Here is a 24606-nt window from a genome sequence, read left to right on the forward strand (position 1 = left end):
CGGCTCACTCCGGGTCTTGGGTCACGCCTGCGGGGGCGGCTGCGGCCGGCTGGGTGTCGGCGCCCTGGGGCACCGCCGCGGCATTGGCAACGGCGGGCGGCATGGCCGGATCGACGCCGGGCTCGCCGCCTAGGGTAATCATCAGCTCGGTCAACCGCTGGTTTAGCGCCTGGCTGACGCCTTCTTCGGCCTGGATCTCGCGGATCAGGACTAGCGCATCCTGCGACCTTTCGGCGGCGGCAAGCGCCACGGCCTTCTGCTCCAATGCCAGCAAGCGGAACGGTGCGCCGGGTTTCGACAGTTCCGACAGCGCCGCGTCACGGGCGGCAGGATCCATCTGATCGCCCTGTGCCAGCACCGCCTTCAGCCGCGCCAGATCACGCAGCACCGGATCCTCCGCCGCCGAGACCGCCGCCTCGAGCCGCGCCGCTGCCACCTCCTGATCGCCGCCTTCAACCGCCGCGCCAGCCGCCAGCAGATCGCCAAGCGCAGCCCGGTCGGGGTTTCCGCCCGCATCGAGGGCCGCAAGCTGTGCCACCGTGTCCTCGGATTGCTGCGCCGCAAGCACCGCATCGCCCCAGGCCTGCGCCTGCGCACGGTCGCGCGACGCGTCATATTCCCGCCACGCCGCGCCGCCCACGATCACCGCGATCACCAGCATCCCGATCCAGCCATAGCGGCGGAACAGCGCAAACAACCGGTCGCGCCGGACCTCTTCGGTCACTTCATCGATGAAACTGTCGCTCTCGTGGCTCATGTCGTCCCGCCTTGTGCTCGCCGCCCCTTATAGCCCAGACACCGCACGGGACAAGCCGAACGGCATGCGGCGCGAACCGGGCCGTGGGTCGCCGGGCGGCGCGCCCGCCCACTTGACCTTCGCAGCCGGGACGGGTTTGGAAAGACCCGGACCAGAAGGAGCCTCGAGATGCGCCTTACCGCAGACCAGATCACCCCGCTTTTCACGCGCGACGGTGCCTATCTTTGCGCGCGATGGGGACGTCCCGTGGCGCCGGTGATCTTCGGACTGGCCGACGAGTCACTCGACGTCTTCCGCGCCGCGATCCGCGCGGTCTATGCCCATGCCGGGCAGGAACTGGCCGAGACCGATCCCGAATCCGGCGCGAACCTGATGATGTTCTTCTGCCGCGATTGGCCCGAGCTTGACGGCATCCCCGATCTCGACCGGCTGACCGGACAGCCCGGCATGATCGCTCGGCTGACCGACGCCGGGGCCGAGCATTACCAGATGTTCCGCTTCGACGCCCACGGCGCCATCCGCGCCTGTTTCAGCTTCGTGCGCATGGATGGCGCTCTGGCGGATGCGCATCCCGCCGCCTTGGCAGAGACGCTTGCCGTGCGCTCCACCCTGACATTTGCGCATGAGGTGACGGCGTCGGAGCAGCTCGCCCGGCTGATCCGTGCCGCCTATGATCCGGTCATGCCGCCCGTCGCGCGCGATCCCAGCCATGCGCTGCGCCTCGCCGCCCGGCTGGCCTAGTCGCTTTCCAGCCGGTCGCGCAGCGCGCGCAGCACCGGCAGGGCGGCCCGCACCCGCTCCGCCCCGATATCGGCCACCACGTCGGACATGGCCGGCAGGATCGCCGCAAGCGCGGCATCCCGCGCCCGCCGCCCGGCCGGGCTGATCGAGACGAATTTGCGCCGCGCATCGTCCCAGTCGGGCCGGATATGGACATGCCCGGCCCATTCCAGACGGGCCAGCGTGTTGGTCATCGCCCCGCGGGTGACGTGAAACGCCTCGGCCAGTTGCGCGGGCGTGCGCTCTTCCGAGACATGGGCCAGCAGGTTCAGCACAGAGAAATGCGAGATCTGCATCCCGTTGGGCAAGGTCCGCCCGATCATCGCCCGCGCCAGTTGCTCCACCACCAGAACCTCGGCAAACAGACTCGCCGCGACAGAGGCGCGGGCAGTGTCGTCAGCGGCGGCGGTCAGGTCGGTCACGGAAGCAAGAATTCCTGTTCGGCGTGGATGGCGGGAATGCGCGAACGTGCCTTGTCAACCTCCTCCAAGTCAAGCGAAACGACGCGGCTGCCGACAACTTCCCCTGCGTCCACAAGCACTTCACCCCAGGGCGCGACCGCAAGGCTGTGGCCATGGCTGCGCCGCGCCCGCTGCCCGGAGCCGTGTTCCGCCGCATGGGTTCCGCATTGGGCAGGGGCCAGGACGAAACATCCCGTCTCGATCGCGCGGGCCCGCAACAGCACCTCCCAATGCGCGGCACCCGTGGTGTCGTTGAAGGCTGCGGGAACCGTCAGCACGGCAGCGCCCGCCCGGCCGAGCGCACGGTAAAGCTGTGGGAAGCGCAGATCATAGCAGACGCTTAGCCCGATCGGCACCGGCCCCGCCGCCATCACCGCCCTGCTGCCCGGCCGATACGCCTTCGATTCGCGGTAGCTCTCGGTCTCGGAGATGGTGACGTCGAACATGTGGATCTTGTCATATCGCGCCGCGATCCTGCCATCCGGCGCAATCAGGAAACTGCGATTGACGAAGCGCGTCTCGTCCGCATCGTCGGATTTCAGCGCCAGCGAGCCGATCAGCAGCCATATGCCCAGATCCGCCGCTTGCGCGCGCAGCGCGGCCAGCGTGGGGTCCGCCCCTTCCGGCCGCAGCACCTCCTGCTGCCAGCGGCGATGCGACGAGCTGATGTTGGTGCATTCGGGCGTCAGAACCAGCGACGCGCCCTGCCCCGCGGCCTCGGCGATCAGGGACATCGTGTCCGGCAGGTTCGCGGCCGGGTCATCCCCGACCGAAAGCTGCACGAGACCTGCCACCAGCCGCGCGGTCATGGCTCAGGCAGCCAGCAGCGTGTCGAGCTTGCCGGATTTGTCGAGCTCGAAGAGATCATCCGCGCCCCCGATCCCCTGGCCGTCGATGAAGATCTGCGGCACGGTCCGGCGGCCCCCGGCGCGCTCGGTCATGGCATCGCGCAAGTCGGGATCGCGGCTGACATCGACCTCGCGAAAGCTGACCGATTTCTCGTTCAGCAGCCGCTTGGCGGCGTGGCAATAGGGGCAGGTCGGGGTGGTGTAGATTTCTACGCTGGCCATGATGATCCTCGATATGTGTTGACCCGCTATCTAGGTCGGCGCGGCCATGATTTCCAGCATTCGGGGGCGTTTTGTCTGAACATTTGGGCGGGCGGTCCGTTCCTACTCCTTCACCGCCCGCGCCAGCACCGCGGCCAGAACCGGCCCGGATGCGGCGTCCCGCAACGCCTCCGCCGCAGCGCTCATCGTCGCGCCGGAAGCCATCACGTCATCGACCACCAGGATCGGCCGGCCGGCAATCTGGTCGCGATAGCGCGCCGACACGGCCAGGGCGCCGCGCAGATTCTCAAACCGCTCCTCCGCCGTGCGGTGATCCTGCGCCACGGTCGGCCTGCTGCGCACCAGCAATCCGGGACAATTCTGGACCGAATGCCGACGCGCCAGTTGCGCGGACAGCAGCCCCGCCTGGTTGTATTTCCGCAACAGCAGGCGGCGCGGATGTAGCGGGACCGGGGCGACGATCAGTCCGGGCCGGATCAGCGGCGTCACCACGCGCGCCAGCCACTGGCCGAGCGGCGCCGCCAGATCCGGCCGGTCGCCATGTTTCAGCGCCAGCACCAGGCTGCGCCCGACCCCGCGATAGGTGATGGCCGCGCGCCCCTGCTCCCAGGGCCGCGCCGCCGACAGGCAGTCATCGCAGCGCAAATCCGCCTCACCCTCGTCCTCGCCCGGCAGCGGCACGCCGCAGATGTGGCAGGCGCAGCCGGTGATGAACTCGCAATCGCGCCAGCATTCCGGGCAGAGCGCGCCGTCCTGATCCACCCCCACGGAGCAGGACAGGCATTGCGGCGGATAGACGAGCCGCAATGCGCCTTTTATCGCCGCGGGAAGATAATTAAGACTTGGCCCCATGATCTCCGCATCCCGACCCCCAAACCCAGCAGGGCGGCCGAACCGGCTGACCGACCCGGCCGCACTGGCACGCAACCGGCTGCGGGCGCTCAGGCTCGGCCCGGCCGAACCGCTGCACCGGATCGCGGCTGACGAGCTGCATGATAGGCTCCAGGAGGTTAACAGAAGCTTTCGGAGCATCGCCGTCGTCACACCCTGGCCGGAGTTGTGGGCAGGCTATGTCCCGGACGCGCAGATTCGGCCCGATACCGAGCGGCTGGACCTTCCCGGCGATCTCGATCTGGTCATCCACGCCATGGGGCTTCACTGGGCCGACGACCCCGTGGGACAGATCGTGCAATGCGCCCGTGCGCTGAAGCCGGACGGGCTGTTCATCGCGGTGTGTCCGGGCGGCGACACGCTCAGGGAGTTGCGCGAGGTCCTGATGCAGGCCGAGATCGCGGTGACGGGCGGTCTCTCGCCGCGGGTGCTGCCGATGGGCGAGATCCGGGATCTGGGCGGGCTGCTGTCGCGGGCCGGGCTGGCCCTGCCGGTGGCCGATCACGTCACGATCCCGGCCAGCTATCGCGACCTGTTCCACCTGGCCGCCGATCTGCGCGCGATGGGAGAGACGAACGCGCTTGCCGACCGGCTGCGTGTTCCGACACGGCGCGAGGTCTTTGCGCGGGCCGCCGCCGATTACGCCGTCACCCATCCCGACCCGGACGATTCGTCGCGGATCATCGCCACATTCGATCTGGTATTCCTGACCGGCTGGGCCCCGGATGCCGGTCAGCAGAAACCGCTCCGGCCCGGCTCGGCCAAGATGCCGCTTGCCGCGGCGCTGAATGCGAGGAAGACATGACATCCCAGCACCTGCCCGCCGACCACCCGAAGATTGCCCCGGCCAGAACCGGCATCCTGATTGCCAATCTGGGCACGCCGGATGGCTATGATTACTGGTCGATGCGGCGCTATCTGAACGAATTCCTCTCCGACCGTCGCGTGATCGACCTGCCCCGCTGGAAATGGCAGCCGATCCTGCAGGGCATCATCCTGACCAAGCGCCCCTTTTCTTCGGGCGAAAACTACAAGCTGATCTGGAACGAGGAGAAAGGCGAAAGCCCGCTGATGACCATCACCCGCAGCCAGACCGAGGCGCTGCGCGCCCGCGCCGAGGCGGAATGGGGCGACAAGATGATGGTCGAATTCTGCATGCGCTACGGCAACCCCTCCACCCGCGAGGTGGTGCAGCGGATGGTCGAGGCCGGGTGTCGCCGGATCGTGTTCCTGCCGCTTTACCCGCAATATGCCGGGCCAACCTCCGCCACCGCCAACGACCAGCTTTTCCGCGCGCTGATGGATCAGACCTGGCAGCCGGCGCTGCGCACGGTCGAGCCGTATTTCGACCGGCCCGACTATATCCGCGCGCTTGCCCAATCGGTGCGCCGCGCCCTGGATGGCCGGATGCCCGCCCGGCTGGTGGCGTCCTATCACGGGATGCCGAAACGCTACCTGATGGAGGGCGACCCCTATCACTGCCAGTGCCAGAAGACCTCGCGCCTGCTGCAACAGGAGCTCGGCTGGCCGGACGGGGTGATCGACACGACCTTCCAGTCCGTCTTCGGCCGCGAGGAGTGGCTGCGGCCCTACACGGTGGAGCATGTGGCCGATCTGGCCCGCGCCGGCGTGACCGACATCGCCGTGATCTCGCCCGCCTTCGCCGCCGATTGCATTGAGACGCTGGAAGAGATCAACGGCGAGATCCGCGAGAGTTTCGAGGCCGCGGGGGGCACGGATTTCACCTATATCCCCTGCCTGAACGACGATCCGGCCCATATCGAGGTGATGCTGGACGTGGTGCGCGAGAATATCTCGGGCTGGGTCTGACCCCCGGCCCGAGTTCGCGCGACGGCGGCGTTCCGCGATCCGTTGCAGCCAAACCGCCGCCAGCCGCGTTGGACCAGATGAACGATGACAGGAGGATCACATGGCCGATCAGAAACTCGCCGATCGCAATTGCACGTCAGAGGCCGCTGCCCTGGAAGACGGCGCAGCGCGGTCGATGCTGCAAGACCTGAATGAGTGGGAGATCACCGGGGACGGAGAGGCGATCGAGCGCCGCTTCACCTTCAAGGGCTTCCTGAAGGCGGTCGAGATGGCGAACCTGGCCGCATGGCTCGGCAACAAGCAGGATCACCATCCCGATATCCGCTTCGGTTTCGGCTATTGCGAGGTGCGCTTCACCACCCATGACGCGGGCGGGTTGAGCGAGAACGATTTCATCTGCGCAGCAAAACTCGACGCGCTCGTCGCCTGATACGAACGGGGGCCATGACGGCCCATCGGTCATGTCGCCATCGCCGCCGAGGCTAGATCAGCAGAACCTGTGTGCCGATCTTGGTCAGATCGTACATCTCCTTGATATGCTCATTATACAGACCGATGCAGCCATTCGAGGATTTGCGGCCGATCTTGCGCGTATCATGGGTGCCGTGCAGGCGGTAATACTGCCAGCTAAACCACAGCGCATGGGTGCCCAGCGGATTATCCGGTCCCGGCGGTACGAAATCGGGCCATTCGGGATTGCGCTTTTTCATCTCCGGCGTCGGAGCCCAGCTCGGGCCGACGACCTTCTTGATGATTTCGGTCCGGCCCTTGCGGGTCAGATCCTCGCTCACCGGGATCGAGGACGGGTAGAGGCGATAGATGCTCTCATCCTCGGACCAGAAATGCACCGCGCGCGAAGTCAGGTCGCACAGGATCGCTCCATTGGTCAGGGTTTGGAAATAAGGCCGCCAGTCCTGGGCGCGAAAGCTGGAAATATTGCGGCGCTGATCGGCCGCGGCCTCATATTGCACCCGCCCGGCATCCGGGGTCTGGGCAAGCGCCGGCGCAGCCAGCCCGCCCATGCCGAGCGCCATGGCCGAGGTCACGAAACTGCGGCGGCTGAAGCCGCCCTGTCTGGATCTGGTCATCTGTCTCTCCTGCTCGGGCCGTCTTGTGCGGCCTTGCAACTCATCGCTCAGCGATACGCCCGGCGGGATGTTCCGGGCAACTCAAACCGACGTCATCGCCCCAATTCCCCGGAGAAATGTGGTCAAAATCACGCATAATTGGCTTTGACGTGGCCCCGCCGCGCGGTAGATGGGGCGCAAACGACATGCAGATCGAGTTGAGGGCAGTATGAAGCGGATCATCCTGAGTCTGGCGGTTGGTGCGACGCTGGCGGGCTGCGCGCCGCGCACGCCAGGGGCGCAGATCGGCGCTGACGGGGCGGCGATCCCAGTGGCCTACACGATCGGCGCCGCCGAAGCCGAGGCCATCCCGGGCCGCGTCGCCCAGCAGGTCAATCTGCTGCGTCAGGGATCGAACGCGCCGCCGCTGACGCTGGACCCGGCGCTGAACGCCGCCGCCGCGGCGCATTCCCGTGACATGGCCGCACAGAACCGGGCCTGGCATTTCGGCTCCGATGGCTCCTCGCCGCTCGACCGGGCGCAGCGGGCCGGGTTCTCGGGCGAGTTGGTGGGCGAGAATATCAGCGAAAGCTACGAAAACGACATCGCCACGCTGCAGGCCTGGATGGAGACCCGCGACACGCGAGATGTCATCATGGACCCTAATGCCAAGAGCCTCGGCGTGGCGTGGTATCAGGAGCCGTCAAAGAAGATCTGGTGGACGCTTCTGACCGGAAAGTAGGCCCGACCGGACCGTCAGAACAGCAGATCGAACGGCGCGATGCCGACCCCGCCAAGTTCGATGAGATGATCGGCCCGGCCGTTTCCGCTCAGGTCGATCATCAGTTGATTGCCGGATGGGGCCACGGCAAGCCGTGCCTCGACCCGCCCCGTCGCGGTGAATGCGGCCATCTCCATCCAGACCAGATCGGGTGACATTGCGGACAGGTCGATCAGATCCTGTCCGGGATCGAAATCGGTGATCCGGTCGCGCTCGATCCCGCTGCCGGCCTTGGCGGGCGCGAAGACAAAGACATCCGCACCCGACCCGCCGCTGAGGTGATCGTCGCCGCCGCCGCCTGCGATCCGGTCATCGCCGCCGCCGCCCGAGATCGTATCGTCACCCTCCCCCCCGTCCAGGCTGTCATCTCCCTGCCCGCCGGAGATCAGGTCGTCGCCATCCCCGCCCGAGACGTGATCGTCATCCGATCCGCCGTGGAGCGAATCGTTCCCGCTCCCCCCCGTCAGCGTGTCGTGACCGCCCTGCCCGTAGATCAGGTCGTCGCCGCTCTCTCCGCGCAGGTCATCGCCATCTGCGCCGCCCAGCAACTTGTCATTTCCCGGCCCGCCGATCAGCGTGTCGCGCCCGTCGCCGCCGCGCAGGGAGTCGTTGCCAGCCTGGCCGCTGACCAGATCGTCTCCCTTCACACCCCAGAGCAGGTCATCGCCATTTCCGCCGAACAGGCTGTCATCGCCGTCATGGCCGACGAGGTGATCGTTCCCGTTATTGCCGAGGATCTTGTCGTCTCCCTTGTCCCCGTTGATGAAGTCATCGCCGCCCCGTCCGAAGGCGATGTCGTTTCCACCCCCCAGCAGGATGAAATCCGCGCCCATGCCGCCATAGACGCTGTCGCTGCCTTCCATCCCGTGGATCACGTTGCCGATGCCGAAGGCCCGGATCAGGTCATTGCCCGGCCCGCCCACGATCTTGGTGTTGTTGCCGCCTCCGATCAGAATGTCATGGCCCGGCCCGCCATCGATCGTGTCCGGCCCGTCGATGCCGAGGATGCGGTCATGGCCCGGCCCGCCGCGCAGCACATCGCCTCCGGCACCGCCGAAGATCACGTCATTGCCGCCCTGCCCGTAGATCGTGTCGGCCTGCGCGCCGCCCCAGATCCGGTCATCCCCCGGCCCGCCGAAGATGACGTCGTAGCCCTCGCCGCCGTAAAGCCGGTCATGTCCGTCGCCCCCGTCGATGGAATCATTGCCGGCGCCGCCATCGATGAAATCGGAATGCCCGGCACCGAACAGCGTGTCATTGCCGTCGAACCCCATGAGATTGTCCTGACCGGCCCCGCCGAGGGCCAGGTCATGTCCGGCATAGGCAAACACCGTCACCCCGCTCGGCCCGCCGGTGAAGCGATCATCGCCGCGCGTGCCGATCATCGGCTTGACGGGGCGGGTCAGCGGCGGCAGCGGGGCCGGCCCCTCATACCCGCCCGAACTGGTCTCTCGGCCGGGGCGGGTGGCAGACGTCCCCGGATCGGGCGTGATCGGCGTGACGAAGCGGGAATAGTCGATATCGTTGAGGTAATGCGCCAGCCGGAACATGCTGTCATCGAAATCGGACGCCATCATCGTCGTGCCGCCGCTCGTGCGCAGATCGACGATGGCCGGACCGGCTTTCAGCATCGCACCGCGCGCCGTCGGCACGATGCGAAGCTGCGCCAGGCTGCGCACGAAGGCAAGTTCCGACAGGTCGAGACTGTCCTCAGTCGGGTTGAAATCATGGATCGTCACCATCTCGGCGCCATATCCGGGCACGAAGGTATCCGCACCCGGCCCGCCCTTCAGATCGACCCGACCCTTGCGCGCGATCAGCACGTCGTCCCCGGCACCGCCCGTGACCACAGAACTGGAGCCGGTCCCGATCAGGATATCACCCTTGCCCGTCCCCTCCACCCGGCCGGAGGCGGCTCTCGACACCCCGATCTCGCCGGGCGAAAACCGGAGTTGGGTGATCCCGGTCTCGGTCCCGCTGGCCGCGAACACGGCCACGCCCGCCCCGAAAGGGCGCGCGGCCAATGCCGTGACATCCGCGAGCGCCATCTCCGCCGTGTCGATGATCGTGTCGAGAAGGATCAGGCGGCCTTCGCGGTCCAGCGTCATGACCGAGATCCCGTCATCCGCCCCGCCCAGGAACAGAAAGGCGCGGCCCGCCATCTCGACAACAGCCATGGCGGTGACGGACTGGAACCGCGTGCCAAGCGAATCGACCACGTGATCAGTCGGCGTCAGCCCACCCTTGCCATCCACGCGGAAGACGGTGATCGAGTTGCTGCCGCCCCCGCCCGCGACCAGGTAAGTGGCGCCACCCGAACGCAGCGTCTCCACCAGCCGGGGCGCAGACAGGCCGATCTCGTTATCGCCCCCGATCTCGCCGACCAGGTCCAGCCCGGCCGCGCCCGCTCGGTAGGTGACGATCCGGTTGCCCTGCGCGGAGGCCGCGAATGCGAAGCTCTTGCCGGCGATCTGCGCCACGGCGATGTCGGTGTATTCGCTGTCCACGGCGGCCTTGGATGCGGGCGCGGCCGTGCCGATGTCGTGCAATTGCCGGTCCGCACCGAGACGGTAGAGCGTCAGCGACAATCGCCCGTCCTGGCCCGCCAGAAGATGCGGCACCCCACCGAGGTCCAGCGTTTCGAGCGCGACGACATCCCCCGGAATCTGCTTGGCGGGCAGCATCGGGCTGAATTTGCCCAGCTTGCCGTCCGCCGACACGTCAAGCCCCTGGTGCACGCTGCCCTGCTGTCCGGTGAGGCCGATCTGGCGCTGCCCGTCCCGGTCCAGTTCGAACAGTTTCGGCGCGGCGTAATACATGCCGTAACTGGCCGGCGGATTGACATCGACAAGCTGCGCCGCCTCCGCGGCCGAGCTGACGTTATAGGCGCTGAGCCCCGCCCCCTTGTTCGCGGTGGACAGCAGCAGGATCGCCTCGCCCGTGTCGACGAGCCGCAGATCCGTGATGTTGGTACTGAATTTGGCTTTGCGGGCGACATGCGTCGCCACGTGGACAAACACCACCATTTAAACACCCCACGCGCACCCCTGCGCCCATTCAGAGTGCCAGAGCTGCGGGCAAAAATCTCGCCCGGCCATGCCGCGCGGGCCCTGATTTTGCGGCGAATTTGATGAAAGCTGGACATGTTGCCGGATTTCCGACGCTTGCCGCTTGCCCCCAACCCGGTGGCCGTGAAAAAGAGGGGGCTGAGCGAATATCTGGGCGTCCCTGCCAATGAAACCGAGCGATCACCTGATCAACGCCGTCCGTCAGATCGACCGGGCCATCCGGGTGCGGGGGCTGCGCCACACGCTCGGGCTGGCCCTGCGGGTCATCGCCACGGAGGGGCCGTCCGGCATCAGGCGGCGGCTGGAGGCGCTCGGTCCCGCGCTGCGCAGCGCGAAGCCGCGCGGCCCCGGCGCGGCGCTGATCCTGACCGTGCCCCACACGCTGCATTTCGCGAGGCGGCTGCAATCGGTGCTGCAGCAGGCGGGGATCGAGGCGGCGCTGTCCGATAACGACCGGATCGCCTCGGATTACGACACGGTCTTCACCTTCGCCCTGCAGAATTTTCCATCGGTCCCGGCGGATCGCTGCATCGCCTTCCAGGTCGAGCAATCGGTGCTGCCGCATCGCTGGACCGAGGCCTATCTGACGCGGCTCGCCTCCTGCCGGGCGGTGTTCGAGTATTCGCAGACCAATATCGCGGCGCTTCAGGATCGCCTGCCGCTGGCGCGTCTGTTCCATGTCCCGCTTGCTCCGCCCTCGGGGATTGCGGCGATCGACAAGCCCGCCAGCCCGACCGTGCTGTTCTACGGCGACACCACCCCGCCGCGCCGCGCCGCCTTGCTGTCACGCATCGCGGCGGAAATCCCGGAACTTCAGATCGAAACCAACCTGTTCGGCCCGCGCATGGAGGCGCGTCTTTCGCAGGCGCATGTCGTGCTGAACCTTCACGCGACGCAGGGCGGGTTGCTGGAGGTCGCGCGGATTTCAGAGGCGATTGCGCATGGCTGCGTCGTGGTCAGCGAAACCGCCATCGACCAGCAGGAACATCCCGACCTGTCGGCGCGGGTGATCTATGCCCCGGAAGGCGACGGCGATGCGCTGATCGCGGCGCTGCGCGCGCTTCTGGATGACGCGGCCCTGCTGTTGCGCAGCCAGACCGCGCTGACCGAGGCCGCGCCCGACAGGTTCCGGCTGGGTGTACTGCGCGGCTTGCAGGGCCTGGGGATAATCGCGCCCGCCACGTTCGCGCGGCTGGCGACAGATTACCCGAAACCTTATGATCCGAGCCATGACGGTCTGCTGCGGACCTGCCTGACTCTGCCCGAAACACCTGATCGCACAGCATCGTTCCTGACCCATAATGCCGGGGATTACCTGATCTGGCCCGGACTCAAGGCCGCGCCGGGATGGCGCGGGGCGGCGCTCAGCTATCGTCACATGATGCGGGCGTTTCGCGCGGCCGGGATAGTTGAGGCGCTTGTGGTGGAGGATGACGTGCTGCTGCCCGCGGATTTCGAGGCGCGGCTGACCACCATTCGCGGCTATATGGACGACTGCGACGCCGATCTGTTCTCCGGTCTGATCGTCGATCTGCACCGGGAGGCGCGGGTTCTGGGGGTGGAGCGCCGCGACGGGCTGTGCCTTGTCCAGCTCGACCGGGCAGTGATGATGATCTGCAATCTCTATCGCCGCCGGATGATCGAGCATCTCGCCCAATGGGACGACGGCGATGACAACGCCTTTTCCAACACCATCGACCGCTACATGGAGCGCGCCACCCATCTGCGCGTGGTAACGACGCTGCCCTTCACCGCATCTTATGGCGCGTCGCTGAAATCCACTCTGCGCGATGCAGACAACCACAAGTTCGACGCGCTGCTGGCGCGTTCCGAGAAGATGCTGGCCGAGAAGGTCGCGGCGTTCGAAGCAGGCCGGGCAACTTGACCCCGGCACTTGCCATGCGGTGACCCCTGTGGCACTCCAACAACCATTGAAAAACAAAGGCGAAGTGATGCAGATCGAGACGACCCCCCTGCCTGGCGTCTTGTTGCTGACCCCGCGTCGGCACGGCGATGCGCGCGGGTTCTTCAGCGAAAGCTGGAACCGCAAGACCCTGGAAGAGGCCGGGGTGGCATTGCCCGAATTCGTTCAGGACAACCACTCCATGTCGCGCGCGGTCGGCACGCTGCGGGGGCTGCATTACCAGTCACCGCCGATGGCGCAGGGCAAGCTGGTGCGCTGCGGGCGCGGCGCGCTCTACGATGTGGCGGTGGACGGCCGGCGGGGCAGCCCGACCTATGGCCGCTGGTTCGGCGCCGAGCTGAGCTTCGAGAATGGCCGCCAGCTCTGGGTGCCGGCGGGCTTCCTGCATGGCTTCGTCACCCGCGAACCCGACACCGAGATCGTCTATAAATGCACCGCGCATTACTCCCAGCCGCATGACGGGGCGGTTCGCTGGGATTCCGTCGGCATCGACTGGGGCATTGATGACCCGATCCTGTCGGACAAGGACCGCGACGCGACCGCCTTCGTGAACTGGGATTCGCCCTTCGCATATGAGGGCGATGCATGAAGATCCTGATTACCGGCGGAGCCGGCTTCATCGGCTCGGCCGTGGTCAGGCAGGCGATCCGCGACGGCCATGAGGTCGTCAATCTCGACGCGCTGACCTATGCCGCCAACCTGGAGAATGTCGCGAGCGTATCGAACGCCGCCGGCTATGCCTTCGAGCAGGCCGATATCCGCGACCGCGCCGCGCTCGACCGGATCTTCTCGGCCCATCTCCCCGACGCGGTGATGCATCTGGCCGCCGAAAGCCATGTCGATCGCTCCATCGACGGGCCGGGCGACTTCATCGAGACCAATATCACCGGCACCTACAACCTGCTGGAAGCCGCGCGGGCGCATTGGGCCGCGCAGGGAAAACCAGAAGGCTTCCGTTTTCACCACATCTCGACGGATGAGGTGTTCGGCTCACTGGGGGATGACGGGCAGTTCACCGAAACCACGCCTTACGATCCGCGCAGCCCCTATTCCGCCTCGAAGGCCGCGAGCGACCATCTCGTCCGGGCCTGGCACGAGACCTATGGCCTGCCCGTTGTGCTGAGCAATTGCTCCAACAATTACGGCCCGTTTCATTTCCCCGAAAAGCTGGTGCCGGTCGTCATCCTCAAGGCGCTGCATGGCCAGCCGATCCCGGTCTATGGCGATGGCGGCAATGTGCGCGACTGGCTATATGTCGAAGACCACGCCGACGCGCTGCTGACCGTGCTGACCCGCGGCGAGATCGGCCGCAGCTACAATATCGGCGGCGAGAACGAGGCGCGGAATATCGACCTCGTGCGCACCATCTGCGCGCATATGGACGAGTTGCGCCCGGCAGGGGCGCCGCATGCGGATCTGATCAGCTTCGTGCCCGACCGGCCCGGCCATGACCGCCGCTATGCCATCGACCCGACGCGCATCCGAGACGAACTCGGCTGGCGGCCTTCTGTCACGGTGGAGGAGGGTCTGCGCCGCACCGTCGAATGGTATCTGGCCAATGAAGATTGGTGGCGGCCTCTGCTGGGCCGCGAGGGCGTGGGACAACGGCTGGGGACGGGATGATGGACGGGCTTCTGGTGTTTGGCAAAACCGGGCAGGTCGCGCGCGAAATCGAGCGGATCGTCCCTGATGCCGTGTTTGCGGGACGGGACGAGGCCGATCTGACCCGGCCCGCCGATTGCGCCGAACTGATCCGGTCCACCCGGCCCGCCGCCGTCATCAACGCCGCCGCCTACACCGCCGTGGACAAGGCCGAAACCGATCAGGAAACGGCCCGGCTGGTGAATGCCGATGCGCCTGCCGAGATGGCCCGGACCTGCGCGGAGCTGGGGATCCCCTTCCTTCACATCTCCACCGACTACGTGTTCGACGGCTCGGGCGACATGCCACGAGCCGAGGATGCGGAGACCGGCCCGCTCGGCGTTTACGGGCAGACCAAGCTTTCGGGCGAACGCGGCGTCGCGGCGGCGGGCGGGCAATTCGCCATTCTGCGGACAAGCTGGGTGTTTTCCGCCCATGGGAATAATTTCGTCAAGACCATGCGCCGTCTCGGGGCAGAGCGGGACCGGCTGACCATCGTGGATGACCAGATCGGCGGGCCGACCGCGGCGGCGGACATCGCGGCGGCGGCGGTCACGATGATCGCGGCGATGACCCGCGACCCATCGCGCGGCGGGCTCTATCACTTCGCAGGCCATCCCGACACAAGCTGGGCGGGCTTCGCGCAGGAGATCTTCGCCCTGTCCGGGCTGTCGCCCGAGGTGGTGGGCATTCCGACCGAGGATTACCCCACCCCGGCCCGCCGCCCGCTGAATTCCCGGCTGCACTGCGCCGCCATCACCCATGATTTCGGCATCGACCGACCCGACTGGCGGGCCTCGCTCGAACGGGTCATCAAGGAACTGGACGAATGACACAGCGCAAGGGCATCATCCTGGCCGGCGGCTCGGGCACGCGGCTTTATCCGATCACCATGGGCGTGTCGAAACAGCTTCTGCCGATCTACGACAAGCCGATGATCTACTACCCGATCTCGGTGCTGATGCTGGCCGGGATCCGCGAGATCGCCATCATCACCACGCCCGAGGATCAGGACCAGTTCCGCCGCCTTCTGAGCGATGGCAGCCAGTGGGGGCTGGACTTCACCTTCATCACCCAGCCATCGCCGGACGGGCTGGCGCAGGCCTACCTGCTGGCGCGCGATTTCCTCGACGGGCGCGGCTCGACAATGGTGCTGGGCGACAACATCTTCTTCGGTCAGGGGCTGCCACAACTGCTGTCGGCCGCGGATGCTAGGGCCGAGGGTGGCACCGTCTTTGGCTACCGCGTCAGCGACCCGGAACGCTACGGCGTGGTCGATTTCGATCCGACCGGCCGGGTCCGCGCCATCGTCGAGAAACCTGAGATCCCGCCATCGCATTTCGCCGTGACCGGGCTCTACGTGCTGGACGGCACCGCGCCGGAACGCGCGGCCGCCGTGCGCCCCTCGGCCCGCGGCGAGCTGGAGATCACCTCGCTTCTGGAAACCTATCTCCACGACCGGCAACTGACGGTGGAGCGGATGGGGCGCGGCTACGCCTGGCTCGACACCGGCACACATGCCAGCCTGCTCGACGCCGGAAACTTCGTGCGCACGCTGGAGCGGCGGCAGGGGTTGCAGACCGGCTGCCCCGAAGAGATCGCCTTTGAGCAGGGCTGGATCGACGCCGAGCAACTTGAACGCCGCGCCCGGCTGTTCGCCAAGAATGAATATGGCCGCTATCTTTCCAGCCTGCTGAAATAGTCAGAGCAGGTCCAGCAGGCCGGGCAGTTCCGCGAAATCCGAAAACATCGCGTGATGCGGCAGGGTCTCGGCCGCGGCGCTGCGATAGCCTTCGGTGAACATAAGGAACGGCAAACCGGCCGCCCTGGCCGACTCCGCATCGACCTCGCTGTCTCCGACATAGGCCGCCGTCCCGCCGCCGAGCCGCGCCAGCGTGTCCAGAAGCGGCGCCGGGTCCGGCTTGCGCGGCAGGCCGGAATCGCCGCCCGCGACCGCATCGAAATACTGGTCCAGCCCCAGATGCCGCAGCACGGCCATCGCCGGTGCCAGCGGTTTGTTGGTGCAGACACCCAGCACGTCGCCCCGCCCGCGCAGATGCTTCAGTACTGCGCCAACGCCCGGATAAGGCGCCGTCAGCCCCACCGCGCCCTCGTATCGGGCCACGAGATTGGCGGTCATGCGTTCGGCGCGGACCGGATCGGCGATGCCATGCGCACCCAGCAGCCGGTCCACCAGATGCGGCACGCCGCGGCCCACGAATCCCCGCACCGTCGCCAGGTCGAGCTGCCCCAGACCCTCATCGGCCAGCACCGCATTGGCGGTGGCGTGGATATCCGGCGCGCTGTCGATCAGCGTCCCGTCCAGATCGAAGATGACGATCATCGCTCAGCCGGCTCTGGCGTTTTCAGCCGCGTCGCGAATGGCCCGGATATTCCCGCCGTAGATCTCCGCCTGCGCGACCGAGCCGCCCCGGAACACGGCCGAGCCCGCCACCAGCACATCGGCCCCGGCCTTCGCCACCAGCGGGGCGGTGTTCGCATCGACGCCGCCATCCACCTGGATGTGGATCGGCCGGTCGCCGATCATGCCGCGGAGCCGGGCGATCTTGTCGACCTGGCTGTGAATGAATTTCTGACCGCCAAATCCGGGATTGACCGACATCACCAGCACCAGGTCGCAGAGATCCAGCACATATTCGACCGCCTCGAGCGACGTGCCGGGATTGAGCGCCACCCCAGCCTTCTTCCCGGTCGCCCGGATCGCCTGCAAGGTCCGGTGGACATGCGGGCCGGCCTCGACATGGGCGGTAATCAGATCGGCCCCGGCCTCGGCATAGGCCTCGATATAGGGATCGACCGGCGCGATCATCAGATGCACATCCATGACGCCTTTGACATGCGGGCGGAACGCCTTCACCGCCGGCGGGCCGAAGGTCAGGTTTGGCACGAAATGCCCGTCCATCACGTCGACATGAACCCAGTCCGCGCCTTGCTCCTCAACCGCGCGGATCTCGCGGCCGAAATCGGCGAAATCGGCCGAGAGGATGGACGGGGCGATCTTGATGCGGCGGTCGAAACTCATGCGGATCCTCGTGGCGCGGAAAACTTCAGGCTGGAATTGGACCGAAAGCCGCCACGGGTCAACTGCCTCGATCGGGTGGAGGGCTGACGCGCCAACCGGCGGCGCGACGCGCAGCCGGCATCAGTCCCCTGTCTTGCGCAACCGCCCGCTCAGCGCCGCCGCATAAAGCGCCGCCGTGCCAGCAGGGGTCTGGCGGCGGATCCCGAGCCGCGCAAACTCCGCCGCCATCCGCCAGCCCGGACGCGTCAGCGCCCTGTCGAAGCGCGCCAGGATGTCGCGGTTCTCTGCGCTGAGCAGACCGGCCTCTTGTCGCAGCGCAAGGTTGTTGGCTTGCAGCCATTTGCCGAAATTACCGTCGAAAAGCTGCCCCAGCCGCGCGCGCATCGCGCCGAATGTGTCATTGCGCCCTTTCAGATTGCCGCCATGCTGGCGATACAAAAGCACCTCCGCATCGTCGCGCAGCACCGCCATCCCGGCCCCCGAGACGAGTTGATAAAGCCACCAGTCATGGGCCTCGATCCCGGCTGCTGCGGCGGCCGGCGCCGCCCGCTTGGCCAATTGCGCCGCGTCCGGCGTCAGCAGGCATGTATTGCCGCCCGTCACCGCCTGGACGAGCGCATTGCGGAACCCGAACGGCCCGGCGAAACGTTGCGAGCCGGTGATCGGGTTCAGATCTGCGTCGCAGATCGTGGTCCGCGCCGAATACAGCCCCGTCTGCGGGGCATCGCGCAGTGCGGCCAGCCCCATATCCAGCTTGCTGGGGAGCCAGACATCGTCCTGATCCGCAAAGGCCATATGCTCGCCATCGCGGAGCTGGCCGATCAGGGACAGGAAATTCCGCGTCGATCCGGCCCGCGGCCCGTCCACCAGTGTCACCTGCCCCGGCGCAAAGCCAGATGCAAATTTCCGCAGCTTCTCCGGCCCGTCATCGCGCGAGCCGTCATCGGAGACGACGAGCCGCCAGTCCCGGAATGACTGCGCGGCAATACTGTCGAGCTGTGCCTCGATATGGCGCCCGCCCTGATAGAGCGCCAGTCCGATATAGATGCGCGGCACGACATCCCCCGTCAAAGATTCCGCCTCGGCACAGAGTGCCGACCATCGGCGTTGTGCGGCGCGACCGCCCCCTTGCGCAACCCTTTATCGGCAATGCGGCAAAGCTGACCCGGCCTGGACGGAATGGCGGGGCGTGGTCGCTGACATGCACGGATGACCGGGCTGGCAGCCGCCGATCAGACCCGCAAGGACATGACGCCTCACGCCGGTTCCTGCCGGACGAGATCGCCGATCAGCACATCGGTGACGCGGCCTTCGCTCGCCTCGCGCGCGGTGCCCAGCAAGCTGCGATGCAGGCGCCGCATCCGCGGCTCGGTGGTGAAATTGCCATCGAACCCGCCGGTGTTGGCGTGGATCAGAAGCGCGCGCAGCATCGCATCGCGCAGGCGGAACTCTCGCGCATAGACCGCCTCGCTGTCGCTGCTTTCCATCTCGACGCTCAGAGTCAGGACCATGATCCCGTCCAGCCGGTCGCCACGCATCACCGGCACGAAGAACTGGTCGGGAAACTCGAAATAGCTCGGATTGACGGGCCTGGCTGGCAACTCCTCATCGGGCGCAGTCGCGACGGCATCGCTTGGCGCAAGGCTGGCGCCGGGCTCCGCCGCCCCGGTTTCCGCCGCCCCGGTTTCCGCCGCCCCGGTTTCCGCCGCCTCGGAGCCGCCCACCGGACGCAGCCGCTGGCCCGCGGCATAACCGCCGGCCATGCAGGCCAGGATCAGCAGGGCGGCACACAGTTTGCGCAGCATCATCGTCGCTCAATAGGGCAGGACGATATCGGCCAGTTGCTGGCCGTATCGGGGTTGCTGCACATCCATGATCTGCCCGCGCCCGCCATAGGAGATGCGCGCCCCCGCGATCCGGTCATAGGCCACCTCGTTGCTGCGGCCGATATCCTCGGGCCGCACGAAGCCGGAGACCGTCAGCTCGCGCATCTCGAAATTCACCCGCACCTCCTGGCTGCCCTGGATATGCAGGGTGCCGTTGGGCAGCCGGTCGATGACCGTGGCCGCGACCCGCAGCGTCAGCTTGTCACGCCGGGTGATCCGGCCGTCCCCGCGATAGCTGGAGCCGGCACTGGCATCGACCAGACTGGCCATGCTGGCATCACCCGCCAGCCTGCGGTCCAGCCGTTGCGGCAATCCGGCGAATTGCGGCAGCGCCACATCATCGGACGCGGCGCGGGAACGGTTGGAGCTGTTCGAGATCTCGGCCCGGTCGTCGATCTCGATCACCACGGTCAGGATGTCGCCGCGCGTGCCGGCCCGGCGGTCGCGCACCAGCGAGTTATGCGATCCGGCCCAGAGGGACGCGCCGAATTCCGGGCGCTGCGGGGATTCGGGCAGGAACAGCTCCGGCTCGGTCATGGCGATGAATTCCGGGGTGCTTTCGGAGACCGACATGCTGGGCGGACGGCCAAGGTGATCGACGCGCGCGCAGGCGGACAGCCACAGCAGTATTGCCAGAACGGACAGGGATGCGCGGATCACGGGTCAGCTCCTTCTTGGTGAGAGGGCACGATCAGCGCCCCGTCCGGGGCGATGCGTGCGGTGACGGTATTGCGCGAAGACAGGTTCATCGCACGCACCCATTCCCCGGCGGATCCTTCCGCCAGGGCGCGTCCCGCCGTCTCGATCTGCAGCCCGCCGGTGCTGAAGATAAGCCGCACATCCTGGTTGCGCGCCACCAGCACCGGGTCGCGCAGCGCACCGGCGGCGACCGGGCGGCCGGCATAGATCGCAATCCGGGTCTGCCGCCCGATGGCCGCCGCGGCCTCGGCAACCCCTTCGGTGGCCATTTCGTCCGCCAGCAGATCCTCCGCGGCAATGAGCGTGCCGGCGGGCAGGTTGCGCGCGGCGACCATCCCCGCCGTGGCCGAAACGGGCGCAAATGCGGCCAGCACCATGATCAGCCAGGCCCGCATCAGCGCAGCTGCACCGTCGCGCCCAGCATCTGGTCCGCGGCGGTGATGACCTTGGCGTTGAGTTCATATCCGCGCTGCGCCTTGATGAGCTCGGTGATCTCGCGCACCGGATCGACGGCGCTGTCTTCCAGATAGCCTTGTCGCAGCGTCCCGAGCCCGTCTTGGCCCGGTGCGGCGGTCAAGGCCGGACCGGAGGCGTTGGTTTCCAGGAACAGGTTGGAGCCGATCGCCTCCAGCCCCTTTTCATTGGTGAACCCGGCCAGGTCGAACCGGCCCAGCAATTCCGGCGCGACCCGGTCGTCGAAATAGGCATAGAGCTCACCATCGCCGTTGATGGTCAGGCTGCGGGTGCCATCTGGAATGGTGATTTCCGGTGCGACGGGATAGCCGTCCGAGGTCACGATCAGCCCGTCGGGCGAGCGTTTCAGCGCGCCGTCGCGGGTATAGGCCGGCAGGCCGGATGGCAGCGTCACCTCGATATAGCCCGGCCCGTCAATCGCCAGGTCCAGATCGCCGCCCGTTGCGCTCAGCGCGCCCTGCGCCAGGCTGATGCTGACCGCGGTCGGTCGCGCGCCCAGGCCGATCTGGATCCCGGCCGGCACAACGGTGCCGTCGGTCGCGGTGATCGTGCCCGGCCGCGTTGCCTGCTGGTAATGAAGATCGGCGAACTCGGCGCGGCGGGCATTGTAGCCGGTGGTCGACATGTTCGCGAGGTTGTTGGAAATCACCTCGACGCGGGTCTGCTGGGCGCTCATGCCGGTCGCGGCAATCTGAAGGGCTTTCATGCGGGGTCTCCGTCAGCGGGTCATGGCGTTGATGGTGTCGCGGATGCGCCGGTCCTCGCGGTCCAGCAGGGTCTGGCCCAGCTCATAGGCGCGCTGAACCTCGATCATGCGGCTGATCTCGGCGATGGGATCGACGTTCGAGTCTTCCAGGAACCCCTGCTGGATCCGGGTCGCCCATGCAGAGTCCAGCGGGTCCGGGCCGGGGTCGAACAGGGTCCCGCCCTGGCGCAGCATCGCAGCGGGGTCGCGCGGCGCGAAGATGCCGATCTCCGCCACCGGCGCGCCGCCTGCGCTGAGCGTGCCGTCCGGCGCAATCGCGACATCCGTGGCGCCGGGCGGGATCTGCACCGGGACCAGCCCGCTATCCAGCAGGCGGTGACCGTCCGCCGTCATCAGTTCGCCCTCGGCGGACGGGATGAACGCGCCGGCGCGTGTCAGGCGCGTGCCATGCGGGGTTTCGACGGCGAAGAATCCATCTCCCTCCAGCCCCAGATCGAAGGCGCCCCCCGTCCGGGTCAGCCCGGCCTGGGTCAGGTCTAGCACCCGGCCCCGCGCATCGGCCATGGACAGCCCGTTTCCGTCTGGACCTGTGCGGGAGAGATATTCCGCGAAGATCACGCCTTCGCGGCGGAAGCCGGTGGTCTGCGCATTGGCGATGTTGTTGGCAATGACGCGCATCTCGCGCATCAGCCCGGATTGCCGCGTCAGCGAGGCGTAGATGGCGTTGTCCATTCATCCGCCCCCGGCAATCAGCGGCAACAGACCGTCGGTGAAGAACCCGGCCAGAACCGATGTCATGAAGCTCATCGAGACCCAGAACACCGCCAGCATCAGTCCGATTTTCGGCACGAAGGTCAGCGTCATCTCCTGAACCGAGGTCAGCGCCTGGAACAGCCCGATCAGCACCCCGGCCAGAAGCGCCGCCGCCAGCAGCGGCGCCGACATCCGCACCGCGATCCAGAGCGACTGGCGGACCAGGTCGAAGATCAGGTTCTCGCCCATCAGACCGGCATCCGCAGAATGTCCTGATAGGCTTCGACCACCTTGTCGCGGATCGCCACGGCGGCATCGAGCGCGAACTCCGCCTCGGTCAGCGATTGGACGAGCGCCGTTGTGTCCGCCTGCCCCGCCATCGCGGAGATCGAGCTCCGGTCCGCCTCGGTCATCAGCCGCTCGAACTGGGCCGCGGCCAGGCTGAGCCGGTCCTGCGGCGGCGATCCGCCGGTCCGCGCGGCATCGGCGGCGCGGTGATAGGCGGCGGCGGCATGGGCGGGATGGATCATCTTATGTCCTTTCAGCGGCGCAGCAGGTCGAGCAGCGCCGACGACATTTGCCGCGATTGCTCGAAGATGCGCAGATTGGCCTCGTAACTCCGGCCGGCTTCCCGCGCATCGGCGATTTCGGTGACGAGATCGACATTCGAGCCGCGATAGAACCCGTTCGCATCGGCGAGCGGATGGGCCGGATCGAAGATCTGCGCGGGCTCGGTCGGGTCGAGAAACGGGGCGGAGGCCCGGATCAGTCCGGTGCTGCGTCCGCCCTGCATCACCGCATCGAAGCTGACAAGCTTGCGGCGATAGCCCGGCGTATCGGCATTGGCGATATTCTCCGACACGTGGCGCAACCGGTCGGACTGGGCGCGCATGGCCTGGGCGGCGATGCGGCTGGCGCTGTGTTGCACCTCCATGGTCAGCGCCGTTTTCCGATGGCGGATTGCAGCAGATCGAGCGACGAGCGGTAAACTGCCAGAGAGACCTCGTGCTGCCGCCGGATCTCGGCGCTGCGGAACATCTCCTCCTCCAGCGACACCGAGTTGCCGTTGGGCGACTGCGCGCCCGGCGCGTCGAGCGGCCGGAGATCGGTGCCGCGCCGGTCGCTGCCATCCAGATGGCCGGGCCGGGTCGCGCGCATCGGGTTCGCGGCCGCATTGCGATAGCTGGCGGCGAATGGGCGCATATCCTGCGCGCGATAGCCGGGCGTATCGGCATTGGCGACATTCGCCGCCGCGACCCTGTTTCGTGCGGCCGCGTGCTGTCCCATCGCCTGCGCCATGCGGATCGTTTCGATCTGGTCGAACATAGAGGCTTCTCCCCTTCTGCGATAAACCCGGATTTAACCGGCAGAGATTTAGAAACCGTTTCACCGAGGCGATATTCGCGTGGGGTGGCGGAGATGAATCCCGATAAACTTGAATCGATTGCCGGTCGGATCCGGCGGCTGCGGGCGACACGGCATTTCGGCAGCGTCACCGAAATCAACGCCGGGCTGGTGCGGATTACCGGGCTGCACGCGGTCGCCGCCATCGGCGACAGGGTGCGGCTTGGCACTGCGCCGGGCATTTGTGGCGAAATCATCTCGCTCGGCCCCGGATCGGCCAGGGTGCTGCCGGAGGAGCCCGCCAACGGCCTGTCCATCGGCATGGAGGCGGAGTTTCTCGGCCCGCCGCGGCTGTACCCCGGACCGGACTGGGTCGGGCGCGTCCTGGACCCGCTCGGCCGGCCGCTGGATGGCCGTCCCTTGCCGCCCGGCCCGCGTGAGCGCGGCTTCACCGGCCCGCCCCCCGCCGCGGTGACGCGCAGACCGCTCGGGCCGCGGCTGGCGACCGGGCTGGCCGTTTTCGACACGCTGCTGCCGCTCGTGCGGGGGCAGCGGATCGGGTTGTTCGCGGGGTCCGGTGTCGGCAAGTCCCGACTGCTGTCGGATCTGGCGACGGGGGTGGCAGCGGATGTCAGCGTCATCGCCCTGATCGGCGAGCGCGGGCGGGAGCTGCGCGAGTTTGTCGAGCAGACTCTGGGGCCCGAAGGCATGGCGCGCGCGGTCATCATTGCCGGCACTTCCGATCAGTCCCCGCTGATCCGGCGGCGCTGCGCATGGGCGGCGATGGCGGTGGCGGAGTTCTTTCGCGACCGGGGGCAGCATGTGCTGCTTCTGGCGGATTCCGTGACCCGCTTCGCCGAGGCGCATCGCGAAATTGCCCTGTCAGCCGGCGAGGCGGCCTCCGATCGCGGCTTTCCGCCCTCCACCGCGCATCTCATCATGTCGCTGGCCGAACGCGCCGGGCCGGGGGCGCAGGGCGCAGGCGACATCACTGCCATTTTCAGCGTGCTCGTCGCCGGATCGGATATGGAGGAGCCGGTCGCGGACATCCTGCGCGGCGTGCTGGACGGGCATGTGGTTCTGGAACGGGCCATCGCGGAGCGGGGGCGGTTTCCGGCCATCGACGTGCTGCGCTCGGTCTCGCGCGCTTTGCCCCGCGCGGCCAGCGAGCGCGAGAATGCGCTGATCGGGCGCGCGCGCGGGCTGCTCGGCGCCTATGCAGAATCAGAACTGATGGTGAAATCGGGGCTGTACGCGGCAGGCAGCGATCCGTTTCTGGACGAGGCCGTCAGGCTCTACCCGGCGCTCGACCGCTTCATCGCACAGAGCGGCGCGGGTGACTGCGCGGCCAGTTTCACCGCCCTGTCTGACATCCTGGACAGCCGCTCAGCAGGCATCGGCAAGAGTTAGCGCAGGAACCGGTTCGGCTTA

General features: G+C 67.2%; 30 protein-coding genes. 11 read left to right on the forward strand and 19 right to left on the reverse strand.

What is annotated here, in order from left to right; translation table 11 throughout:
- Positions 1–4: 4 nt before the first annotated feature.
- The gene (locus BLT73_RS11335; RefSeq protein ID WP_090523901.1) at positions 5–757 is read right to left on the reverse strand and encodes a tetratricopeptide repeat protein; all 753 of its coding nucleotides are present in this window, start codon (positions 755–757) and stop codon (positions 5–7) included.
- 168 nt (positions 758–925) lie between these two features.
- On the opposite strand from BLT73_RS11335, the gene BLT73_RS11340 reads away from it, so the two are divergent.
- Positions 926–1498, forward strand: a complete 573-nt coding sequence (locus tag BLT73_RS11340; RefSeq protein WP_090523902.1) for a hypothetical protein — start codon at positions 926–928, stop codon at positions 1496–1498.
- On the opposite strand, the gene BLT73_RS11345 is transcribed toward BLT73_RS11340, so the two are convergent.
- The 4 genes from BLT73_RS11345 to BLT73_RS11360 form a co-directional block, all read right to left on the reverse strand.
- Positions 1495–1959: a MarR family winged helix-turn-helix transcriptional regulator gene (locus BLT73_RS11345; protein WP_245727271.1), complete on the reverse strand. Its 465-nt coding sequence runs from the start codon at positions 1957–1959 to the stop codon at positions 1495–1497. The two genes, BLT73_RS11340 and BLT73_RS11345, sit on opposite strands and share 4 nt — an antisense overlap.
- Complete coding sequence (locus tag BLT73_RS11350) at positions 1956–2807, reverse strand: carbon-nitrogen hydrolase family protein (protein ID WP_245727273.1); 852 nt, start codon at positions 2805–2807, stop codon at positions 1956–1958. The genes BLT73_RS11345 and BLT73_RS11350 overlap by 4 nt, the downstream gene beginning before the upstream one ends.
- A gap of 3 nt (positions 2808–2810) precedes the next feature.
- On the reverse strand, positions 2811–3068 hold the full coding sequence (gene grxC / locus BLT73_RS11355; protein ID WP_090523903.1) for a glutaredoxin 3: 258 nt from the start codon (positions 3066–3068) through the stop codon (positions 2811–2813).
- A 102-nt stretch (positions 3069–3170) separates the two neighbouring features.
- A complete protein-coding gene (locus tag BLT73_RS11360; protein WP_090523905.1) occupies positions 3171–3920 on the reverse strand; it encodes a double zinc ribbon domain-containing protein in 750 nt (249 codons plus the stop codon).
- Here BLT73_RS11360 and BLT73_RS11365 point away from each other — a divergent pair.
- The 3 genes from BLT73_RS11365 (at position 3919) to BLT73_RS11375 (ending at position 6219) form a co-directional block, all read left to right on the forward strand.
- Complete coding sequence (locus BLT73_RS11365; RefSeq protein ID WP_090523906.1) at positions 3919–4764, forward strand: methyltransferase domain-containing protein; 846 nt, start codon at positions 3919–3921, stop codon at positions 4762–4764. The two genes, BLT73_RS11360 and BLT73_RS11365, sit on opposite strands and share 2 nt — an antisense overlap.
- Positions 4761–5789 (forward strand): ferrochelatase, encoded by a 1029-nt coding sequence (hemH, locus tag BLT73_RS11370; protein WP_090523907.1) that lies wholly within the window; start codon positions 4761–4763, stop codon positions 5787–5789. The genes BLT73_RS11365 and hemH overlap by 4 nt, the downstream gene beginning before the upstream one ends.
- A gap of 100 nt (positions 5790–5889) precedes the next feature.
- Positions 5890–6219 (forward strand): 4a-hydroxytetrahydrobiopterin dehydratase, encoded by a 330-nt coding sequence (locus BLT73_RS11375; protein ID WP_090523908.1) that lies wholly within the window; start codon positions 5890–5892, stop codon positions 6217–6219.
- Positions 6220–6271: 52 nt separating this feature from the next.
- Here the strand turns inward: BLT73_RS11375 and BLT73_RS11380 are convergent, their stop codons facing one another.
- Entirely contained in the window at positions 6272–6877 is a 606-nt protein-coding gene (locus BLT73_RS11380) for a L,D-transpeptidase (protein WP_090523909.1), read from the reverse strand.
- Positions 6878–7085: 208 nt separating this feature from the next.
- Here BLT73_RS11380 and dalA point away from each other — a divergent pair, with 208 nt between their 5' ends.
- Positions 7086–7598: a divisome-associated lipoprotein DalA gene (dalA, locus tag BLT73_RS11385; protein WP_090523911.1), complete on the forward strand. Its 513-nt coding sequence runs from the start codon at positions 7086–7088 to the stop codon at positions 7596–7598.
- A gap of 14 nt (positions 7599–7612) precedes the next feature.
- On the opposite strand, the gene BLT73_RS11390 is transcribed toward dalA, so the two are convergent.
- Positions 7613–10663 carry a calcium-binding protein gene (locus BLT73_RS11390; protein WP_090523913.1) on the reverse strand — a complete coding sequence of 1017 codons (3051 nt, stop codon included), beginning with the start codon at positions 10661–10663 and terminating at the stop codon, positions 7613–7615.
- A 208-nt stretch (positions 10664–10871) separates the two neighbouring features.
- Here BLT73_RS11390 and BLT73_RS11395 point away from each other — a divergent pair, with 208 nt between their 5' ends.
- From BLT73_RS11395 to rfbA, 5 genes are all read left to right on the forward strand, one after another.
- Entirely contained in the window at positions 10872–12590 is a 1719-nt protein-coding gene (locus BLT73_RS11395) for a hypothetical protein (RefSeq protein ID WP_090523915.1), read from the forward strand.
- Positions 12591–12657: 67 nt separating this feature from the next.
- Positions 12658–13218 carry a dTDP-4-dehydrorhamnose 3,5-epimerase gene (rfbC, locus tag BLT73_RS11400; RefSeq protein WP_090523991.1) on the forward strand — a complete coding sequence of 187 codons (561 nt, stop codon included), beginning with the start codon at positions 12658–12660 and terminating at the stop codon, positions 13216–13218.
- Positions 13215–14252: a dTDP-glucose 4,6-dehydratase gene (gene rfbB, locus BLT73_RS11405; protein WP_090523917.1), complete on the forward strand. Its 1038-nt coding sequence runs from the start codon at positions 13215–13217 to the stop codon at positions 14250–14252. Before rfbC ends, rfbB begins: the two co-directional genes overlap by 4 nt.
- On the forward strand, positions 14252–15103 hold the full coding sequence (gene rfbD / locus BLT73_RS11410) for a dTDP-4-dehydrorhamnose reductase (protein WP_090523993.1): 852 nt from the start codon (positions 14252–14254) through the stop codon (positions 15101–15103). Before rfbB ends, rfbD begins: the two co-directional genes overlap by 1 nt.
- Complete coding sequence (gene rfbA, locus BLT73_RS11415) at positions 15100–15972, forward strand: glucose-1-phosphate thymidylyltransferase RfbA (protein ID WP_090523919.1); 873 nt, start codon at positions 15100–15102, stop codon at positions 15970–15972. Before rfbD ends, rfbA begins: the two co-directional genes overlap by 4 nt.
- On the opposite strand, the gene gph is transcribed toward rfbA, so the two are convergent.
- The 12 genes from gph to BLT73_RS11475 all read right to left on the reverse strand — a co-directional run bounded on the left by gph (position 15973) and on the right by BLT73_RS11475 (position 23157).
- Positions 15973–16614, reverse strand: a complete 642-nt coding sequence (gene gph / locus BLT73_RS11420; RefSeq protein ID WP_090523921.1) for a phosphoglycolate phosphatase — start codon at positions 16612–16614, stop codon at positions 15973–15975.
- Between the two features lie 3 nt (positions 16615–16617).
- On the reverse strand, positions 16618–17313 hold the full coding sequence (gene rpe, locus BLT73_RS11425) for a ribulose-phosphate 3-epimerase (protein WP_090523923.1): 696 nt from the start codon (positions 17311–17313) through the stop codon (positions 16618–16620).
- Positions 17314–17433: 120 nt separating this feature from the next.
- Positions 17434–18384 (reverse strand): glycosyltransferase, encoded by a 951-nt coding sequence (locus BLT73_RS11430; protein WP_090523925.1) that lies wholly within the window; start codon positions 18382–18384, stop codon positions 17434–17436.
- A gap of 185 nt (positions 18385–18569) precedes the next feature.
- Positions 18570–19121, reverse strand: coding sequence for a hypothetical protein (locus BLT73_RS17310; RefSeq protein ID WP_090523926.1), 552 nt, complete (start codon positions 19119–19121; stop codon positions 18570–18572).
- Positions 19122–19127: 6 nt separating this feature from the next.
- Positions 19128–19856 carry a flagellar basal body L-ring protein FlgH gene (gene flgH, locus BLT73_RS11440; protein WP_425438822.1) on the reverse strand — a complete coding sequence of 243 codons (729 nt, stop codon included), beginning with the start codon at positions 19854–19856 and terminating at the stop codon, positions 19128–19130.
- Positions 19856–20293, reverse strand: a complete 438-nt coding sequence (gene flgA / locus BLT73_RS11445) for a flagellar basal body P-ring formation chaperone FlgA (protein ID WP_090523929.1) — start codon at positions 20291–20293, stop codon at positions 19856–19858. Before flgA ends, flgH begins: the two co-directional genes overlap by 1 nt.
- Entirely contained in the window at positions 20293–21078 is a 786-nt protein-coding gene (flgG, locus tag BLT73_RS11450) for a flagellar basal-body rod protein FlgG (RefSeq protein ID WP_090523930.1), read from the reverse strand. Before flgG ends, flgA begins: the two co-directional genes overlap by 1 nt.
- 12 nt (positions 21079–21090) lie before the next feature.
- Positions 21091–21810, reverse strand: coding sequence for a flagellar hook-basal body complex protein (locus BLT73_RS11455; protein WP_090523931.1), 720 nt, complete (start codon positions 21808–21810; stop codon positions 21091–21093).
- Positions 21811–22080 carry a flagellar biosynthetic protein FliQ gene (locus tag BLT73_RS11460; protein WP_090523932.1) on the reverse strand — a complete coding sequence of 90 codons (270 nt, stop codon included), beginning with the start codon at positions 22078–22080 and terminating at the stop codon, positions 21811–21813.
- Positions 22080–22361, reverse strand: coding sequence for a flagellar hook-basal body complex protein FliE (fliE, locus tag BLT73_RS11465; protein ID WP_090523934.1), 282 nt, complete (start codon positions 22359–22361; stop codon positions 22080–22082). Before fliE ends, BLT73_RS11460 begins: the two co-directional genes overlap by 1 nt.
- Positions 22362–22372: 11 nt before the next feature.
- Positions 22373–22765 carry a flagellar basal body rod protein FlgC gene (flgC, locus tag BLT73_RS11470; protein ID WP_090523935.1) on the reverse strand — a complete coding sequence of 131 codons (393 nt, stop codon included), beginning with the start codon at positions 22763–22765 and terminating at the stop codon, positions 22373–22375.
- 2 nt (positions 22766–22767) lie between these two features.
- Positions 22768–23157 carry a FlgB family protein gene (locus BLT73_RS11475; RefSeq protein WP_090523936.1) on the reverse strand — a complete coding sequence of 130 codons (390 nt, stop codon included), beginning with the start codon at positions 23155–23157 and terminating at the stop codon, positions 22768–22770.
- Between the two features lie 93 nt (positions 23158–23250).
- On the opposite strand from BLT73_RS11475, the gene BLT73_RS11480 reads away from it, so the two are divergent.
- Complete coding sequence (locus BLT73_RS11480; RefSeq protein WP_090523994.1) at positions 23251–24585, forward strand: FliI/YscN family ATPase; 1335 nt, start codon at positions 23251–23253, stop codon at positions 24583–24585.
- The last annotated feature ends 21 nt before the right edge of the window (positions 24586–24606 follow it).

This window comes from Paracoccus isoporae, from assembly GCF_900101865.1.
In the GTDB taxonomy this organism is placed as follows: Bacteria; Pseudomonadota; Alphaproteobacteria; order Rhodobacterales; family Rhodobacteraceae; genus Paracoccus; species Paracoccus isoporae.

Bases quoted from the DNA above. Each gene is read 5' to 3' on its own strand.
- BLT73_RS11460 (WP_090523932.1), bottom strand. From the start codon at position 22,080: ATGGGCGAGAACCTGATCTTCGACCTGGTCCGCCAGTCGCTCTGGATC.
- dalA (WP_090523911.1), top strand. From the start codon at position 7,086: ATGAAGCGGATCATCCTGAGTCTGGCGGTTGGTGCGACGCTGGCGGGC.
- BLT73_RS11360 (WP_090523905.1), bottom strand. From the start codon at position 3,920: ATGGGGCCAAGTCTTAATTATCTTCCCGCGGCGATAAAAGGCGCATTG.
- flgC (WP_090523935.1), bottom strand. From the start codon at position 22,765: ATGGAGGTGCAACACAGCGCCAGCCGCATCGCCGCCCAGGCCATGCGC.
- BLT73_RS11340 (WP_090523902.1), top strand. From the start codon at position 926: ATGCGCCTTACCGCAGACCAGATCACCCCGCTTTTCACGCGCGACGGT.
- BLT73_RS11395 (WP_090523915.1), top strand. From the start codon at position 10,872: ATGAAACCGAGCGATCACCTGATCAACGCCGTCCGTCAGATCGACCGG.
- BLT73_RS11390 (WP_090523913.1), bottom strand. From the start codon at position 10,663: ATGGTGGTGTTTGTCCACGTGGCGACGCATGTCGCCCGCAAAGCCAAA.
- rfbB (WP_090523917.1), top strand. From the start codon at position 13,215: ATGAAGATCCTGATTACCGGCGGAGCCGGCTTCATCGGCTCGGCCGTG.
- BLT73_RS11350 (WP_245727273.1), bottom strand. From the start codon at position 2,807: ATGACCGCGCGGCTGGTGGCAGGTCTCGTGCAGCTTTCGGTCGGGGAT.
- BLT73_RS11455 (WP_090523931.1), bottom strand. From the start codon at position 21,810: ATGGACAACGCCATCTACGCCTCGCTGACGCGGCAATCCGGGCTGATG.
- gph (WP_090523921.1), bottom strand. From the start codon at position 16,614: ATGATCGTCATCTTCGATCTGGACGGGACGCTGATCGACAGCGCGCCG.
- flgG (WP_090523930.1), bottom strand. From the start codon at position 21,078: ATGAAAGCCCTTCAGATTGCCGCGACCGGCATGAGCGCCCAGCAGACC.
- BLT73_RS11480 (WP_090523994.1), top strand. From the start codon at position 23,251: ATGAATCCCGATAAACTTGAATCGATTGCCGGTCGGATCCGGCGGCTG.
- BLT73_RS11375 (WP_090523908.1), top strand. From the start codon at position 5,890: ATGGCCGATCAGAAACTCGCCGATCGCAATTGCACGTCAGAGGCCGCT.
- grxC (WP_090523903.1), bottom strand. From the start codon at position 3,068: ATGGCCAGCGTAGAAATCTACACCACCCCGACCTGCCCCTATTGCCAC.
- BLT73_RS11475 (WP_090523936.1), bottom strand. From the start codon at position 23,157: ATGTTCGACCAGATCGAAACGATCCGCATGGCGCAGGCGATGGGACAG.
- rpe (WP_090523923.1), bottom strand. From the start codon at position 17,313: ATGAGTTTCGACCGCCGCATCAAGATCGCCCCGTCCATCCTCTCGGCC.
- rfbA (WP_090523919.1), top strand. From the start codon at position 15,100: ATGACACAGCGCAAGGGCATCATCCTGGCCGGCGGCTCGGGCACGCGG.
- flgA (WP_090523929.1), bottom strand. From the start codon at position 20,293: ATGCGGGCCTGGCTGATCATGGTGCTGGCCGCATTTGCGCCCGTTTCG.
- hemH (WP_090523907.1), top strand. From the start codon at position 4,761: ATGACATCCCAGCACCTGCCCGCCGACCACCCGAAGATTGCCCCGGCC.
- rfbD (WP_090523993.1), top strand. From the start codon at position 14,252: ATGGACGGGCTTCTGGTGTTTGGCAAAACCGGGCAGGTCGCGCGCGAA.
- BLT73_RS17310 (WP_090523926.1), bottom strand. From the start codon at position 19,121: ATGATGCTGCGCAAACTGTGTGCCGCCCTGCTGATCCTGGCCTGCATG.
- BLT73_RS11365 (WP_090523906.1), top strand. From the start codon at position 3,919: ATGATCTCCGCATCCCGACCCCCAAACCCAGCAGGGCGGCCGAACCGG.
- BLT73_RS11380 (WP_090523909.1), bottom strand. From the start codon at position 6,877: ATGACCAGATCCAGACAGGGCGGCTTCAGCCGCCGCAGTTTCGTGACC.
- fliE (WP_090523934.1), bottom strand. From the start codon at position 22,361: ATGATCCATCCCGCCCATGCCGCCGCCGCCTATCACCGCGCCGCCGAT.
- BLT73_RS11335 (WP_090523901.1), bottom strand. From the start codon at position 757: ATGAGCCACGAGAGCGACAGTTTCATCGATGAAGTGACCGAAGAGGTC.
- rfbC (WP_090523991.1), top strand. From the start codon at position 12,658: ATGCAGATCGAGACGACCCCCCTGCCTGGCGTCTTGTTGCTGACCCCG.